General features: G+C 61.8%; 16 protein-coding genes. 13 read left to right on the top strand and 3 right to left on the bottom strand.

The annotated features are described in order from the left end of the window. Positions 1-22 precede the first annotated feature (22 nt). From QZ571_RS09315 to QZ571_RS09275, 9 genes are all read left to right on the top strand, one after another. Positions 23-1,168, top strand: coding sequence for an amidohydrolase (locus QZ571_RS09315; protein ID WP_295533783.1), 1,146 nt, complete (start codon positions 23-25; stop codon positions 1,166-1,168). A gap of 242 nt (positions 1,169-1,410) precedes the next feature. Next, on the top strand, positions 1,411-2,883 hold the full coding sequence (locus tag QZ571_RS09310) for a DUF2927 domain-containing protein (protein ID WP_295533760.1): 1,473 nt from the start codon (positions 1,411-1,413) through the stop codon (positions 2,881-2,883). A 37-nt stretch (positions 2,884-2,920) separates the two neighbouring features. Further along, positions 2,921-3,088 carry a hypothetical protein gene (locus QZ571_RS09305; protein ID WP_295533758.1) on the top strand — a complete coding sequence of 56 codons (168 nt, stop codon included), beginning with the start codon at positions 2,921-2,923 and terminating at the stop codon, positions 3,086-3,088. Positions 3,089-3,099: 11 nt separating this feature from the next. Beyond that, positions 3,100-4,281 carry a VWA domain-containing protein gene (locus tag QZ571_RS09300; protein WP_295533757.1) on the top strand — a complete coding sequence of 394 codons (1,182 nt, stop codon included), beginning with the start codon at positions 3,100-3,102 and terminating at the stop codon, positions 4,279-4,281. Beyond that, a complete protein-coding gene (locus QZ571_RS09295) occupies positions 4,278-4,652 on the top strand; it encodes a hypothetical protein (protein ID WP_295533755.1) in 375 nt (124 codons plus the stop codon). Before QZ571_RS09300 ends, QZ571_RS09295 begins: the two co-directional genes overlap by 4 nt. Next, positions 4,649-5,254 (top strand): VTT domain-containing protein, encoded by a 606-nt coding sequence (locus QZ571_RS09290; protein WP_295533753.1) that lies wholly within the window; start codon positions 4,649-4,651, stop codon positions 5,252-5,254. The genes QZ571_RS09295 and QZ571_RS09290 overlap by 4 nt, the downstream gene beginning before the upstream one ends. A 31-nt stretch (positions 5,255-5,285) precedes the next feature. Further along, positions 5,286-5,978 (top strand): M48 family metallopeptidase, encoded by a 693-nt coding sequence (locus QZ571_RS09285; protein ID WP_295533751.1) that lies wholly within the window; start codon positions 5,286-5,288, stop codon positions 5,976-5,978. A gap of 56 nt (positions 5,979-6,034) precedes the next feature. After that, on the top strand, positions 6,035-7,297 hold the full coding sequence (locus QZ571_RS09280; RefSeq protein ID WP_295533749.1) for a hypothetical protein: 1,263 nt from the start codon (positions 6,035-6,037) through the stop codon (positions 7,295-7,297). Then, the gene (locus QZ571_RS09275; RefSeq protein WP_295533747.1) at positions 7,294-8,658 is read left to right on the top strand and encodes a cytochrome P450; all 1,365 of its coding nucleotides are present in this window, start codon (positions 7,294-7,296) and stop codon (positions 8,656-8,658) included. Before QZ571_RS09280 ends, QZ571_RS09275 begins: the two co-directional genes overlap by 4 nt. A 168-nt stretch (positions 8,659-8,826) precedes the next feature. On the opposite strand, the gene QZ571_RS09270 is transcribed toward QZ571_RS09275, so the two are convergent. Further along, positions 8,827-9,327 carry an Lrp/AsnC family transcriptional regulator gene (locus QZ571_RS09270; protein WP_295533745.1) on the bottom strand — a complete coding sequence of 167 codons (501 nt, stop codon included), beginning with the start codon at positions 9,325-9,327 and terminating at the stop codon, positions 8,827-8,829. Positions 9,328-9,494: 167 nt separating this feature from the next. On the opposite strand from QZ571_RS09270, the gene trxB reads away from it, so the two are divergent. The 4 genes from trxB to QZ571_RS09250 all read left to right on the top strand — a co-directional run bounded on the left by trxB (position 9,495) and on the right by QZ571_RS09250 (position 13,395). After that, positions 9,495-10,445: a thioredoxin-disulfide reductase gene (trxB, locus tag QZ571_RS09265; RefSeq protein WP_295533743.1), complete on the top strand. Its 951-nt coding sequence runs from the start codon at positions 9,495-9,497 to the stop codon at positions 10,443-10,445. Then, on the top strand, positions 10,442-10,918 hold the full coding sequence (locus tag QZ571_RS09260; RefSeq protein WP_295533742.1) for an RES family NAD+ phosphorylase: 477 nt from the start codon (positions 10,442-10,444) through the stop codon (positions 10,916-10,918). Before trxB ends, QZ571_RS09260 begins: the two co-directional genes overlap by 4 nt. A 58-nt stretch (positions 10,919-10,976) precedes the next feature. Continuing rightward, on the top strand, positions 10,977-11,519 hold the full coding sequence (locus QZ571_RS09255) for a VOC family protein (protein ID WP_295533740.1): 543 nt from the start codon (positions 10,977-10,979) through the stop codon (positions 11,517-11,519). Positions 11,520-11,679: 160 nt separating this feature from the next. Then, positions 11,680-13,395: a bifunctional sulfate adenylyltransferase/adenylylsulfate kinase gene (locus tag QZ571_RS09250; protein ID WP_295533737.1), complete on the top strand. Its 1,716-nt coding sequence runs from the start codon at positions 11,680-11,682 to the stop codon at positions 13,393-13,395. Positions 13,396-13,490: 95 nt separating this feature from the next. Here the strand turns inward: QZ571_RS09250 and QZ571_RS09245 are convergent, their stop codons facing one another. Continuing rightward, positions 13,491-14,540 (bottom strand): low specificity L-threonine aldolase, encoded by a 1,050-nt coding sequence (locus QZ571_RS09245; protein ID WP_295533735.1) that lies wholly within the window; start codon positions 14,538-14,540, stop codon positions 13,491-13,493. Continuing rightward, positions 14,537-14,986, bottom strand: a complete 450-nt coding sequence (locus QZ571_RS09240) for a YcgN family cysteine cluster protein (RefSeq protein ID WP_295533733.1) — start codon at positions 14,984-14,986, stop codon at positions 14,537-14,539. Before QZ571_RS09240 ends, QZ571_RS09245 begins: the two co-directional genes overlap by 4 nt. Positions 14,987-15,004 lie beyond the last annotated feature (18 nt).

The raw sequence follows: 15,004 nt of genomic DNA, 5'->3' as shown, positions 1-15,004 counted from the left end.
AACCGGCGTGCCGCTTCCCGCTATGCTGAGCAATTCCGACCTGATTGAGCTGACCGAATTCCGGCGCGCCCTGCACCGCCGCCCTGAACTGTCAGGGGCCGAGGGTGAGACTGCGCGCACCATCGCAGCAGCGCTGCGCGCCCTGTCCGCAACCCGCGTGCTTACCGGGATCGGCGGACACGGCGTGGCGGCTGTTTTCGACAGTGGCGCCCCCGGCCCCACGGTGCTGTTTCGCGCCGAGCTGGACGCGCTGCCGATTGCCGAGACCTCGGGCGCGGCTTGGGCATCTGCGATCCCCGGCAACGGACATCTGTGCGGCCATGACGGGCATATGGCGATGCTGCTGGGTCTGGGGCGGCTGATCTCGCGCCGCCCGCCCAAAACGGGCCGTATCGTGTTGCTGTTTCAACCCGCCGAAGAAATCGGCTCGGGGGCGCGTGCGGTGATCAACGACCCAGCCTTTACCGCGATCGCCCCCGATTATGCCTTTGCGATCCATAACTTGCCCGGTCTACCGCTGAGCCATGTCGGGCTGCGCGCGGGGTTGATGAATTGCGCCTCGGTGGGGCTAGCGATCCATCTGACGGGCAAAACCGCCCATGCGGCGACGCCCGAAACCGGCATTTCACCCGGCCCCGCGCTGGCCCGGCTGATCGCGGCCCTGCCCGATCTGGGGCCAGGTGGCGCGCTGGATGATACCTTCCGCCTGCTCACCGTGACCCATGCGCAATTGGGCGAGGCGACGTTTGGCGTGGCCCCCGGCGCAGCCATGTTGCATGTCACCCTACGCAGCGCCCAAGACGCCACGCTGGCCGATCTGGAGGCGCAGACCCGTGCGATGGCTGCACAGGAGGCGGCGCACGGCGGGCTCATGCTGCGCATTGAGACGTGCGAGCCGTTCGCCGCCACGATCAACGACGCGCAGGCGGTAATGCTGGCGCGCTCGGCACTTGATCAGCTTCAGGTTCCCCATTCCGAAGACGGCGTGCCGATGCACGCGTCCGAGGATTTCGGGCTGTTTGGCCATGGCGCAAAATCGGCCATGCTGTGTCTGGGCGCGGGACAGACCCACCCCGCGCTGCACAATCCCGATTACGATTTCCCCGATGATCTGATCGCGATCGGTCCAAAGATATTTGCGCAGATCGCGCGCGACATCCTGGGATAAGCGCCCGGCAATGTCGCCAGATCACGGCGATTCGCGTTTTCGTGACCGTTGCGTTTCCAAACTCAGGTCAACCGCGTGCGCCTGCTCCAAATATAGCAACAACAAGGCGTGTGCGCGGCCCGGTCTGGGCACCATATCTGGGATCGCCGCAAAATTTTCTGTTTGTAGGACAAATATTTACTAGGAGAACTTAATGTAATCTGCCTAGTCTGGACACTCAAAACCTGGGAAGGCGCACTGCCATGCGCGATACTTGTCTGCCGTCCGTGGCGGGCTTTGCAGCTGCCACCGCAAAGCCCGCCCGGCCCCGCCATACTGCCAATAGGTCGGGGAAAATTCTGTCTTTGCTAAGCGGTTTCGTGATCGCGAACGCGCTCTCTGCTTGTGTGCAGAGCGAACCCGAAGTGACAGCCGCACGCGCCTCGACAGCAACGATCGAGCTGCCGCAGGCTGATCGTGTGCCCGGCCTGTCCGATCCGGTCCCGCGCGCTGCCCTTCCCGACAACTCCCATCTCGGCCGTGATTTCATGGAACTCAGCTTCTATCTGGAATCCGGGCGTGCCTTGTCGCGTTTCACCCGCTTTGAAGGGCCCGTTTCGATCACGCTGTCGGGCAATGCCCCGCCCGTGGCCGCAACCGAATTGGGCCGTCTGGTCAGCCGCTTGCAGCGGGAAGCCGGGCTGAATGTGACGACGAAGCCGGGTCATATCAACACGATCAATGTGCAATTCGTGCCCAAGGCCACAATGCGCCGCGCGGTGCCCAATGTTGCTTGTTTCGTGGTGCCCAATGTCATCGACTGGACCGATTACCGCTCTGCGCGCGGCACGGCGCGCACCGATTGGGCACAGCTGAGCGTGCGCCAACATGCGACCGTCTTCATCCCCGACCCCGCGACCCCGCAAGAGATCCGCGATTGCCTGCATGAGGAAATCAGCCAAGGCTTGGGGCCAGTCAATGACCTCTATCGCCTGCCCGATACGGTCTGGAATGACGACAATTTCCACACCGTTCTGACGCGCTTTGACATGGCAGTTCTGCGCGCGACCTACGATCCGGCACTGCATTCGGGCATGAGCCGCCCCGAGGTATTTTCGGCCCTGCCCGGCGTGCTGGCACGCACCAATCCCCGCGGCGGCCAGATGCGCGCGTTACGCGAAGACCCGACCCCGCGCAGCTATGTGCAAGCAATCACGCGCGCACTTGGGGCGTCCTCGGGCGATGCGGGACGGCGCAATGCCGCTGCCCAAGCCACCCGGATCGCCGCTGCTCGGGGCTGGAACGACAGCCGCGCCGCGTTTGCTTGGTTTGCACTCGGCCGGCTCAGCCTGAAGAAAGATCCGCAAGCCGCGATCCGCGCTTTTTTGAACGCTGGCGCTATTTATCGCCGCACCCCCGGCGCGGGCATTCAAGCCGCCCATGTCGATATGCAACTGGCCGCTTTCGCGCTGGCCTCGGGGCGCGCGCAGGAGGCAACCCACTGGGGGAACCGCTGGCCCGTGCCCGCGACACCGGGGGAAACCCCGGCGCTGATGGCGACGCTTTATATGATCCGCGCCGAGGGCTATGCACAGTTGGGCAACGCGGCCCAGTCTTACCAAGCCCGTCTCGACATGGCGCAATGGGCACGCTATGGATTTGGCTCTGACGCGGCGGTCCAACGTCGCGCGGGCGAAGTGGCGGCGCTGGCCGATGCAGGCGCGCGGCTGAACTGACCGGGCGATCGCCCGGCCAATGCCGGGAGGGGCGCGGATGTATGTTCTTGCAGGGATCGTGATTGGCGCGATCTTGGGCGATTGGCGCGCACGCAAGCGCGGTGGCAACGGGCTGGACCGGGCGCAATATGCTGCCGTGCATGCGATCGCGCTGGCGCTGGTCGGGATCTTTATCACGATCGTCATCAACCGTATCTGGGCCTGAGGGCGCAGGCGATGTTCCTGCCCTTCTTTCAGGCCCTGCGCAGCGGCGGTGTTCCCGTCTCTTTGCGCGAATATCTCAGCTTTCTCGAGGGGTTATCGGCGGGTCTGTGCACCTATGACATCGAGGAATTCTACTATTTCGCGCGCTGCACGATGGTCAAGGACGAGCGCTTTCTCGACCGGTTTGACCGCGCCTTTTCTACTGCCTTCAAGGGGCTAGAGGCGATCACGCCCGACGATGTGCTCAACGCCGTCGATCTGCCCGAAGACTGGTTGCGCCGCGAGTTGGAAAAACATCTCAGCCCCGAGGAAAAAGCCCAGATCGAGGCCTTGGGTGGATTTGAGGCGCTGATGGAGACGCTCAAAAAGCGCCTTGAGGAACAAAAGGGGCGCCATCAGGGGGGCAGCAAATGGGTTGGCACCGGGGGCACCTCGCCCTTTGGCGCCTACGGCTACAACCCCGAGGGCGTGCGCATCGGGCAGAGTGAAAGCCGCCATCAGCGCGCCGTGAAAGTCTGGGACAAGCGTGAGTTTCGCGATTTTGACGAAAGCGTCGAGCTGGGCACGCGCAACATCAAGTTGGCACTGAAACGGTTGCGGCAATGGGCGCGCCACGGAGCCGAGGACGAGTTGGACTTGCCCGGCACGATCCGCGCCAGCGCCGAGGCCGGATATATCGACGTCAAGACCCGCCCCGAGCGGCGCAATGCTGTGAAAGTCGTGCTGTTTCTCGATGTCGGGGGCTCGATGGATGCGCATGTGAAGCTGGTGGAGGAATTGTTCTCTGCCGCGCGCGCCGAGTTCAAGCATCTCGAGCACTGGTATTTCCACAATTGCCTTTACGAGGGCGTGTGGAAATCCAATGCGCGACGCTGGGGTGAGGTGACCCCCACATGGGACGTGTTGCATCGCTACGGGCCTGATTATAAATGTATTTTCGTGGGTGATGCATCAATGTCGCCCTATGAAATCACCCATCGCGGCGGCGCGAATGAACATTGGAATGACGAGGCTGGCCATGTCTGGCTTACCCGCGCGCGCGAGCAATGGCCCGATCACACATGGCTCAACCCGCTGCCCGAACAGCAATGGGATTACACGCAATCCATTGCGCTTGTTCGCGAGATTTTCGACAACCGGATGCACCCGCTCACGCTTGAAGGGATCACGGCCGCGATGAAGGAGCTGGGATGAGCAAGCTGCGCTATCTTTGGGCCCATCACCGCGTCGCTTCGATCGGTTTCACGGTGGCGCTGCTGGCGGCGCTGTTCTTTTCCGTCAGCTTTGTGCGCCGCGCGATCTATTGGTCCAATCCTGCCCATCACCGCCAAATCCCCGAACCCTGGATGACGCCGGGCTATATCGCGCGCAGCTGGCACCTGCCGATCCCCGAGGTGGAAGCGATTCTGCGCATTGAAAACGGCCGCGCGCTGGTTGGCCCTGGGCGCCCGACCCTCGATCGCATCGCCAAAGCCACCAACCAACCTGTCGAGGCGCTTCTGGACCGCCTCGCCACCGGACTGCCCGCAGCCTTGGCGCAACACCAAGCGGACCCGCCAAAATGACGCTGAGCGAGCTAAGCGACTGGTTGCTCTCGCTTGTTCCGATTTATGGGCCATGGCTGCTAGGGGTGACCACCTTTCTGTCCTGCCTCGCGATCCCTGTGCCCTCGTCGCTGATGATGATTGCAAGCGGGGCGTTCGTGGCCTCGGGGGATCTGTCACTGCTCACCGTCATCAGCGCGGCCTATGGTGGCGCGGTGCTGGGCGATCAGGTCGGGTTCACGCTGGGCCAGCGTGCTGAACGTTTTTTGCCCCACCCCAAAAGCAAACGCGGCGCGCTGGTGGCCAAGGCGATGGCGGGCCTGCGCAAACGCGGCTTGGTGACGGTGTTTTTCTCGCGCTGGCTGTTCTCGGCACTCGGGCCTTGGGTGAATTTGGCCGCCGGGGCGTCGGGGTTCAGACGGCGGCGCTTTACGCTGGCCGATCTGGCAGGCGAAGCGGTTTGGGTCACGCTTTATGTCGGGCTGGGCATCACCTTTGGCGCAAATCTGGACGCCGCAGCCGAGCTTGCAGGCAATGCTGTGGGTCTGATGGCGGCGGGCGCTGCGGCGCTGGGGTTTGGCTGGTGGCTGTGGAATGCCGCGCGCGCCGCGCCCAAAGCTTGATCACACCCTCGCGAGTCGCCATATCTACCCCATGATCCGCTTTCTCCCCCTCTTGCTGCTTGCGCTTTACGGCTTTGCGATGTGGCATTTCTCTAGCTGGCAGCTCAAACGCCAGCTTGATGCCAATTCCCGCCGGTTGCGCGACACGCGCCTTGCGCCGCTGCTCGATCGGCTCGCCGCCGCGCTGGAAGTCGCGGAAGTGCCTGTGCATGTCTATCAGGTCGCGCCCGTCAACGGGCTGGCCGCGCCCGATGGGCGGGTGTTCATCACCGAAGGATTCATGGCGAAATACCGCGCTGGTGAGGTCACGCCCGAAGAGATACTCTCAGTCGTCGCGCATGAGTTGGGCCATGTTGCCTTGGGCCATTCGCGCCGTCGGATGATCGATTTTTCAGGCCAAAATGCGCTGCGCGCGGTGTTGATGACGGTGCTGGGACGAATGGTGCCGTTTCTGGGGATCTGGATCGCGAACCTGATCACCACGGCTTTGGCCGCGCGCCTGAGCCAGCGAGACGAATTCGAGGCTGACGAATTCGCCTCCGCCCTGTTGATCAAGGCGGGCATCGGAACGCAGCCCCAGATTTCGCTGTTTCACAAACTCGACGCGCTGACGCAAGGCGCAGGGGCGAGCATTCCCGCTTGGCTGCTGACCCATCCCAAGACCCATAAACGCATCTCCGCGATTGAAAGCAATTCCGCGCGCTGGATGGCTGCAAAACGCTGAATTTCCTTACTTTCGCCCAGCTTGCCCGCTAATCTAGCGCCAAGATGAGAGCAGATATGCAAGATCACGGCTCCGATCGGGTGCGCAAACGCCGGGTGTTTTACATCCCCGGCTATGACCCGATTCACCCGCGCCGCTACCGCGAACTTTATCGCAAAGAAGGTGCCGCCCAAGCTGCGATCTCGGGCTATGAGATCGCGCTGTCTCCCAAGACATCCGGCGGCCCCTATGGCTGGCATGTGAATTCGACCCAAGATGGTGCAGCGGTCGAGGCCGATATCGAGGTGCTCGTCTGGTCCGATATCGTGCGCGATTCCATGGGAAAATCCATTGCCGCGACTTATGGCCAACTGATCCAGACCGCCGCCACCTATATCTTTTCTGGCGCGCTGTTTGGGCTGATGCGGCTGCGCAAGGGGCCGGTGATCGCCGCGCTCTATCCGATTTTTGCGCTGATTGTGCAGGCGCTGCTTGGCCTCGGATTTGGATTAGCTTTATCCTCTATCCTGCTGACAATAATACCAGATTTTTCATTCGACTGGCTTCTCGGACTCGCCCTCACCGCCGCGACCCTCGCGCTCACCCTGCGCTGGTTTCGCAAACATGACGGTACGTTTTTCGCCTATTACCTGATGCATGACTACGCCTTCACCGCGCGCTGGGGCGGGGCAAATCCGCCCGAACTCGAAACCCGGATGGCAGAATTCGCCAGCCGCATCGAACAGGCCATGTCCGAGGACTGGGACGAAGTCCTTGTCGTAGGACACAGCTCAGGCGCGCATCTTGCCGTCTCGATCCTTGCCGATCTGATCCGCGACAGCCGCCTGCCCCCGTCGCTTTCGAAAGAGGGACCCGACGCTCCGCAGGCAGCGCCTCCCGCGCTTTCCTTCCTCTCGCTCGGTCAGGTCGTGCCGATGGTCAGCTACCTGCCCCGCGCCACGCGCTTGCGCGCCGATCTTGCCTATCTCGCCACCCGCCCCGAGGTTTTCTGGCTCGATGTAACCGCACCGGGCGATGGCTGCGCTTTCGCGCTGTGCGACCCGGTGGCGGTGTCGGGCGTGGCGCCAGAGGGGCAAATCCACCCGCTTGTGATCTCGGCGGCATTCACGCAGACGCTTTCCCCCGAGCGCTGGCGCGAGCTGCGCTGGCGGTTTTTTCGACTGCATTTTCAATACCTTTGCGCTTTTGATCGTCCCGGTGATTACGACTACTTTCGCATCACTGCCGGGCCGCAAACGCTGGGTGTGCGGTTCAAAGGCCGGGCTGCGTCGAAAAGCGTGATTACAACGCGCGCAAACCGCTTTACCAACACCGCATGAGCCAGCCGCCCAAACCCATACCGCGCCCCGATCGCGTCTCGCTCTGGCGCTATTTTCGGCTGTTCAAATCCGACATCCTTTCGGCACAGCCCGCGCGGCTCTATCGCGCTTGGATGGCCGAGTTTCGCACACCGTTTTTTCGCTCGTACCTGTGCAATGATCCCGATCTGGTCGATCTCGTACTCAAAGAGCGCCCGATGGATTTCCCGAAATCCGACCGCGTGCGCGAGGGGCTGAAGCCGCTGTTGCGTGAAAGCGTGTTCATCACCAATGGCGAACAATGGCTGGCGCAGCGCCGCATCATTGACCCCGCTTTTGAGGGCGGCAAGCTGCGCGAAACCTTCCCCGCGATGTGGGATGCGGGGGTGGCTTGCGTGGATCGACTCAAGATGAAGGTCGGATCACAACCTATTGATATTGAGTTAGAAACCTCGCACTCGGCCGCCGATATCATCTTTCGCACGCTGTTCTCGATCCCGATTGAGGATGAAACCGCAGGTGCCGTGTTTACCGAGTTCAAATCCCATCAACGCGCCTCGCCCGTGGTCAATCTGGGCGCGCTGCTGCCGCTTCCGCGCTGGTTTCCGCGCTTTCATTCGCGCCAGACGAAACGCACCGCCCGCCGCATCCGCGCGTTGATTGAAAGCTTGACGACGCAGCGCGCCGCGCAGATCGCACAGGGCACCGCGCCCAACGATCTGGCGACCAAGATCATGACCACGCCCGACCCCGAAACGGGCAAGACCTTTGACACCGCTGAAATGGTCGATCAGGTCGCAATCTTTTTCCTCGCCGGGCATGAAACCTCGGCTTCGGCGCTGGCATGGTCACTGTATCTGCTGGCCACGAACCCCGATTGGCAAGATCGGATCGCGGCTGAGGCCGAAACGGTCTTAGCCGATGAAATCCCTTATTTTTCAATCCTCAACAAGCTAAAGCTCAGCCGCGCCGTGTTTCGCGAGACGATGCGACTTTACCCGCCCGTGCCGATGTTCGTGCGCGAGGCGAAATGCCCGGAAACCTTCCGCAACCGCCGTGTCAAAGCAGGCTCGCAGGTGGTGATCAGCCCGTGGCATCTGCACCGCCACGAGCGGATTTGGGACAATCCCGACGGCTTTGATCCCGCCCGCTGGGACACGCCCAACGGCAAGACCGGCTTGCGCCGCGCCTATATCCCGTTCTCGACCGGCGCGCGTGCCTGCCCCGGCGCGGGTTTCGCGATGGCCGAGGGACCGCTGCTATTGTCGATGATCGTGCGGGCGTTTCGCATTGACCCCGTGACAGGGCGCGAACCCGTCCCGGTGGCCCATCTGACCGTGCGCGGGCGAGACGGGATCTGGCTGCGCCTAACCCCGCGTTAACCCAGAAGGCGGCGCGCATGATGCTGGCTTGCGCGCGCCCTTGAACTGGGTTGCTGCGCTATCCCGATAATTCCTTGGGGCGCGTCGGTGATGTGGTGCTAAAGCTACAGCGCCTTGGCAGATCCGCGTCTCGTTCTCAAGACACAGCGCAAGATCCGTCCCTAGCGATCAGGCCCGTTTTGCCAGCCGCGCCTCAAGCACGTCAAAGGGCACGCCGGGATCATCCTTGGCGCAGCGGATCACAAGGCTGGTCTTGACCGAGGCGACGTTATCGGCCGCCGTCAGCTGCCCGGTCAGGAAACTTTGGAAACTGGACAGATCGGGGGCCACACATTTGAGCACAAAGTCGATCTCACCGTTCAACATGTGGCATTCGCGCACAAGCGGCCAGTCGCGGCAGCGCGCCTCAAAGGCGGACAGATCAGCCTCGGCCTGACTTTGCAGCCGCACCATTGCAAAGACCTGCACCTCAAAGCCCAATTCGCGCGGGTTCACATCGGCGTGGTAGCCCTGAATATAGCCCGCCTCTTCCAATGTGCGCACGCGGCGCAGACAGGGGGGCGCGGAAATACCGACTCGCTTGGCCAGTTCGACATTGGTCATGCGACCATCGCCCTGAAGCTCGGCCAGAATCTTGCGGTCGATATCGTCGAGCCGGGTCGTGGGCATGTTGAAATAATCCTTCGTGACTTGCTGCGGAACTTACCCGTGGGGCGGACTATGCGCAATAAAATTTCGCGCGCCCGAGGGCAAGGGCAATTCGTCGCGCATCACAAGGGCTTTTCGTCACGCCCCGGGCCGACTATATCCAATCAGGAATTTTTACGGAGGCCGGGATGGGCGAGACGAAGAAAACGAAGGTTCTGATCATCGGCTCGGGGCCTGCGGGTTACACCGCCGCGGTCTATGCCTCGCGCGCGATGCTCGAGCCGGTCTTGGTGCAGGGCATGCAGCCGGGCGGGCAGCTGACGATTACGACTGAGGTCGAAAACTGGCCCGGTGAGACCGAAATTCAGGGCCCCGATCTGATGGTCAAAATGGAGGCTCATGCCAAGGCGATGGGCGCTGAGGTGATCACCGATATGATCACCGATCTCGACCTCTCCAAGCGCCCCTTCATCGCCCAAAGCGATTCGGGCACGGTGTATGAAGCCTCGGCCGTGATCCTCGCCACCGGCGCGCAGGCGAAATGGCTGGATTTGCCCTCGGAAGAGAAGTTCAAGGGGTTCGGCGTGTCGGCCTGTGCGACCTGTGACGGGTTCTTTTACCGTGGCAAAGAGGTTGTCGTGATCGGTGGCGGCAATACGGCCGTGGAAGAGGCGCTATTCCTGACCAATTTCGCCTCGAAAGTGACGCTGATCCATCGCCGCGACACGCTGCGTTCGGAAAAGATCCTGCAAGAGCGGCTTTTCAAGAACCCCAAGGTCGAATTGCTGTGGAATCACACGGTCGAGGAAATCTTGGGCGATGAGAACCCGCTGGGCGTGACCGGTGTGCGGGTGAAATCCACCACGGACGGGGCGGAAAAAGTCGTGCCATGTGACGGGTTCTTCGTGGCGATTGGCCATGCCCCCTCGTCCGAACTGGTCACCGAGCAGTTGAAACTGCATTCGGGCGGCTATGTCTGGGTCGATCCGGGTTCGACGCGCACCTCTGTCGAGGGTGTGTTTGCCGCGGGCGATCTGACCGATCACACTTATCGCCAAGCCGTGACGAGTGCCGGGATGGGCTGCATGGCGGCGCTGGATGCCGAGAAATGGCTGGCCGAACAGGGCGAGGCCGAGTGATCTCTTTTTGCGGCCCGGTCTGGCGGATTTTGTTCGCCGATCGGGCCGCAAAGCCCTGCGCCTCGGTGCGCGCGCCCGAGGGGCGGTTGCACCACGCCGGGCAGGCCGCGCTTTATGCTTCGCTCTCGGCTGAGGGCGCGGGCGTGGCGATCCGGCGCTATGTCAGGGCCGATGACGCGCCGCGCGTGATCGTGGAACTGGCCGTCGATGCCGCGCGCATCCTTGATCTTCGCACAACGCCTCAGGCGCAAGCGGCCTCGGTCGTCTGGCAAGACATCCGCGCCAACGGTGCCCCGGCCCCGACATGGGTCTATTCCGAGCACGCACGCGCGACAGGGGCGCAAGGGATGATCTACGCCTCGCGCTCGCGCCCCGATCTCAGCCATCTGGTGCTGTTTGAGGTCTCGTCCTCCATCGTGCGCGCCGCAGGCCCCGCCCTGCCGTGGCACCCGCCCTACCCCGTTTGCGCCTGAGCCATCATTGACCTGACACGAACATCGGCTAATCTGCGCGCCAACAGGAGGGCTGCGGATGCGCTGGCGCGGGGTCAATCACGTTGAATTTTCGGTACTCGATTACGAAAACTCGGTCGCGTTTTATGACGCGATGTTTGGCTGGCTGGGTTATAAAAGTTTCTGGACGCTCGATATCGGTTATCGCTCGACCTATTACATGGCGCGCTTTCCGATGCCCCATTCCTATATCGGCATTCAGCCCGCACAGACGGGGCAAAAGCTTGATCATGCGGCGCGTGCGGTGGGGATTCATCACATCGCGCTTTGGGCGCGCAACCGGCGCGAGGTGGATGCGTTTCACCACAACTTCCTGATCCCGCGCGGGCTAAGCGTGACCGATACGCCGCAGGAATACCCGGTTTATGCGCCGGGCTATTATGCGGTATTTTTCGACGATCCGATCAACGGCATCCATTGGGAGTTGGCCCATATTCCGCGCTTGCCGGGGCTGGGCGCGCTGCGGCGGTTTCGTGCCGCGCTGCGCACCGCGCAGGCCGATCACCCCGAATGGACTGGCCCGCCGGAAAAAATGGCGTTTCGCGACTTGCCACCGCGATAGTCTCTCATATCGGCAAAGTTGCACCGAAACGGGTGAATTGGCCTGAAAACTCTGCTGAATGGGCACAGTTTTGCTTGAAATGGCGCTCCCATCGGGTCTAAGCCGCGCGGGCACGGAGTTTCATCCCGACCATATCTCAAGCAGCAGGACAGTGCATATTATGAGCCAGCCCCCGATCCACGCCCCGGTCCCCGAACTTTTTGTCTCATATGAGTCGGCGCAGAAGCTCAAGGTTGAGGCCGGTAACCTGACCAGCTGGGATCTGACCGCGCGTCAGATTTGCGATCTGGAACTGCTGATGAATGGCGGGTTCAATCCGCTCAAAGGCTTTATGAGCGAAGAAGATTACAACGGCGTCGTGGACAATATGCGTCTGGCCGATGGCGCGCTGTGGCCGATGCCGATCAATCTTGATGTGTCGGAAAAATTTGCCGAGGGCATCGAAGAAGGTCAGGATATTGCGCTGCGCGACCAAGAGGGCGTGATCCTTGCGATCCTCTCGATCACCGATAAATGGGTGCCCAACAAAGCCCATGAGGCCGAAAAGGTCTTTGGCGCCGATGATCTCGCCCACCCGGCGGTGAACTATCTGCACAACACCGCAGGCCCGGTTTATCTGGGTGGCCCGATCACTGGCATCCAGCCCCCTGTGCATTACGATTTCAAAGGTCGCCGCGACACGCCCAACGAATTGCGCGCCTATTTCCGCAAGATGGGCTGGCGCAAGGTTGTCGCCTTCCAGACCCGCAACCCGCTGCACCGTGCGCACCAGGAACTGACCTTCCGCGCCGCCAAAGAGGCCCAAGCCAACCTGCTGATCCACCCGGTCGTAGGCATGACCAAGCCCGGCGATGTCGATCACTTCACCCGCGTGCGCTGCTACGAGGCGGTGCTGGACAAATATCCGCAATCGACCACCACGATGAGCCTGCTCAATCTTGCAATGCGCATGGCGGGCCCGCGTGAGGCGGTCTGGCACGGCTTGATCCGCAAGAACCACGGCTGCACCCATATCATCGTCGGGCGCGATCATGCGGGTCCGGGCAAGAACTCGGCGGGCGAGGATTTCTACGGCCCCTATGACGCGCAAGATCTGTTCCGTGCCAATCAGGATGATATCGGCATCGAAATGGTCGATTTCAAACACATGGTCTATGTGCAGGAACGCGCCCAATACGAGCCCAATGACGAGATCGAGGATCGTGACAATGTCACCATCCTCAACATCTCGGGCACCGAGCTGCGCCGCCGTCTGCGCGAAGGTCTGGAAATCCCCGAGTGGTTCTCCTTCCCCGAAGTGGTGGCCGAGTTGCGCCGCACCTCGCCGCCGCGCGCCAAGCAGGGCTTTACGGTGTTCTTCACCGGCCTGTCGGGGTCAGGAAAATCCACCATTGCCAATGCGTTGATGGTCAAGCTGATGGAGATGGGCGGGCGTCCGGTCACCTTGCTGGATGGCGATGTGGTGCGCAAACACCTGTCGAGCGAACTGGGGTTCTCCAAAGAGCACCGCGACCTCAACATCGAACGCATCGGCTATGTCGCGAGCGAAATCACCAAGAATGGCGGCATCGCGATCTGTGCGCCCATCGCGCCCTATACCGCGACGCGGCGCAGCGTGCGCGAAATGATCGAGGCGTTCGGGGCCTTCGTCGAAATCCATGTCGCGACCTCGCTGGAGGAATGTGAATCGCGGGACCGCAAGGGGCTGTATAAGCTTGCACGCGAGGGCAAGATCAAGGAATTCACGGGAATTTCAGACCCTTACGAGGCCCCTACCAATGCCGAGCTGGTCGTGGACACCAAGGATGTGGATGTCGATCACTGCGCCCATCAGGTGATCCTGAAGCTCGAAAGCATGGGGCTGATCAAAGGCTGATCGCGCCTTGCCCTGACACACTGAAACGCGCCGCAGAGAGCCTCTGCGGCGCGTTTTTAATGGCTCATGTGTGGCGCGGCAACCTGCGCGGCGCGTCAGCGCAGATGGGACAGAAACGCGTCGATTTCTTCGGGCGTGGTGGCCCAAGAACAGACCAGCCGCGCGGCGAGCTGCACATTTTCATCGCCCTCCAGCGATTGATCAAACGGCCAGAGATAATAATACGCCCCCGCCCCCTGCGCGCGCTTATGCGCCCCGCGCGGAAAAGCGGCAAAGACCGCATTGGCCTGCGTGGGATGCACCAGCTTCGCGCCGGGAATAGCTTGGATGCCAAAGGAAAGTTTCGCAGCCATTTCATTAGCATGCGTGGCAAGCTTCAACCACAAATCATCGGTCAGATAGGCTTGCATTTGGGCTGCCAGAAAGCGGTGCTTGGAGAACAGATGCCCGCCACGTTTGCGGCGCAGCTCAAACTCCCAGGCGCGTTTAGGATCAAAAATCACCACCGCCTCAACGCCCATGCAGCCGTTTTTCGTGCCCCCAAAGGACAGCACATCAACGCCCGCCTTCCATGTCATTTCGGCGGGCGAACAGCCTGCTGCGACCAGCGCATTGGAAAAGCGCGCGCCATCCATATGCACGGGCAGATGAAAGCGGCGCGCGATTTCGCTGAGCGCGGCCACCTCGGCGGGGGCATGAACCGCGCCCGCCTCGGTCGCGTTGGTGATCGACACCATCCCGCGCTGCACGTTGTGAATGCCGCCCCGCCCGGTATGGGCAATCGCGCGTTCCAGCGCGACCGGGTCCATCTTGGCATCCGCCCCATCGACCAGCACCAGCTTGGAGCCATTGGTGTAAAATTCCGGCGCGCCGCATTCGTCTTCTTCGATATGGGCGTTGCGGTGGCAGAAAATCGCGCCCCAGGGCTGGGTCAGCACCGCGCAGGACAGCGCGTTCGCCGCCGTCCCGGTCGCGACAAGATAGACGCGCGCCTCGGGGGCCTCGAAAATCTCGCGGATGCGGGTCTGAACGCCATCGCTCAGAAGATCGGCCCCATAAGAGGGCATGTGGCCAGTATTGGCCGCCCCCAGCGCCGCCATCACATCAGGATGCGCGCCAGAGGTGTTGTCGGAGGCAAAATTCATGACAGATCCTCAATCGTGTAGTCGTCCCAATCTTCTTCGGGAACCTCAAACTCCGGCACCGTCCAGCCGCGCACGGACTGGCCCGCCTCATGCACGGTTTCATATGAGCCAGAGATAAGATAGTGCCAGCTTTCCAATGGCTTGCCCTCAAATCGCAGCCGATAGGCGCAAGTCTTGGGCATCCAATAAGCGATATCGGCGATGCTGGCGGGCTTCAGCGTCACGCATTCGGGCACGAATTGGTGGCGAATGTCATATTGGGTGCAACGACAAGTTTCGCCATCCAGCAATCGACAGGCGACGCGGGTGAAAACCAGCTCGTTCGTGTCCTCATATTCCAGCTTGTTCAGGCAGCATTTGCCGCAGCCATCGCACAACGCTTCCCACTCAGCGGGGTTGAGCGATTTAAGCGGTTTGGTCCAGAATTCGGGGCGCAGTTTGTTCATGGCGCGGAACCTGACCCA

The sequence above is a fragment of the uncultured Thioclava sp. genome (assembly GCF_913064665.1).
GTDB classification, from domain to species: Bacteria; Pseudomonadota; Alphaproteobacteria; order Rhodobacterales; family Rhodobacteraceae; genus Thioclava; species Thioclava arctica.
This window is presented reverse-complemented; position numbering and strand designations above follow the sequence as displayed.

Coding starts and splice junctions, on each gene's coding strand:
- QZ571_RS09315 (WP_295533783.1), top strand. CDS start 23: ATGCTGAGCAATTCCGACCTGATTGAGCTGACCGAATTCCGGCGCGCC.
- QZ571_RS09310 (WP_295533760.1), top strand. CDS start 1,411: ATGCGCGATACTTGTCTGCCGTCCGTGGCGGGCTTTGCAGCTGCCACC.
- QZ571_RS09305 (WP_295533758.1), top strand. CDS start 2,921: ATGTATGTTCTTGCAGGGATCGTGATTGGCGCGATCTTGGGCGATTGG.
- QZ571_RS09300 (WP_295533757.1), top strand. CDS start 3,100: ATGTTCCTGCCCTTCTTTCAGGCCCTGCGCAGCGGCGGTGTTCCCGTC.
- QZ571_RS09295 (WP_295533755.1), top strand. CDS start 4,278: ATGAGCAAGCTGCGCTATCTTTGGGCCCATCACCGCGTCGCTTCGATC.
- QZ571_RS09290 (WP_295533753.1), top strand. CDS start 4,649: ATGACGCTGAGCGAGCTAAGCGACTGGTTGCTCTCGCTTGTTCCGATT.
- QZ571_RS09285 (WP_295533751.1), top strand. CDS start 5,286: ATGATCCGCTTTCTCCCCCTCTTGCTGCTTGCGCTTTACGGCTTTGCG.
- QZ571_RS09280 (WP_295533749.1), top strand. CDS start 6,035: ATGCAAGATCACGGCTCCGATCGGGTGCGCAAACGCCGGGTGTTTTAC.
- QZ571_RS09275 (WP_295533747.1), top strand. CDS start 7,294: ATGAGCCAGCCGCCCAAACCCATACCGCGCCCCGATCGCGTCTCGCTC.
- QZ571_RS09270 (WP_295533745.1), bottom strand. CDS start 9,327: ATGCCCACGACCCGGCTCGACGATATCGACCGCAAGATTCTGGCCGAG.
- trxB (WP_295533743.1), top strand. CDS start 9,495: ATGGGCGAGACGAAGAAAACGAAGGTTCTGATCATCGGCTCGGGGCCT.
- QZ571_RS09255 (WP_295533740.1), top strand. CDS start 10,977: ATGCGCTGGCGCGGGGTCAATCACGTTGAATTTTCGGTACTCGATTAC.
- QZ571_RS09250 (WP_295533737.1), top strand. CDS start 11,680: ATGAGCCAGCCCCCGATCCACGCCCCGGTCCCCGAACTTTTTGTCTCA.
- QZ571_RS09245 (WP_295533735.1), bottom strand. CDS start 14,540: ATGAATTTTGCCTCCGACAACACCTCTGGCGCGCATCCTGATGTGATG.
- QZ571_RS09240 (WP_295533733.1), bottom strand. CDS start 14,986: ATGAACAAACTGCGCCCCGAATTCTGGACCAAACCGCTTAAATCGCTC.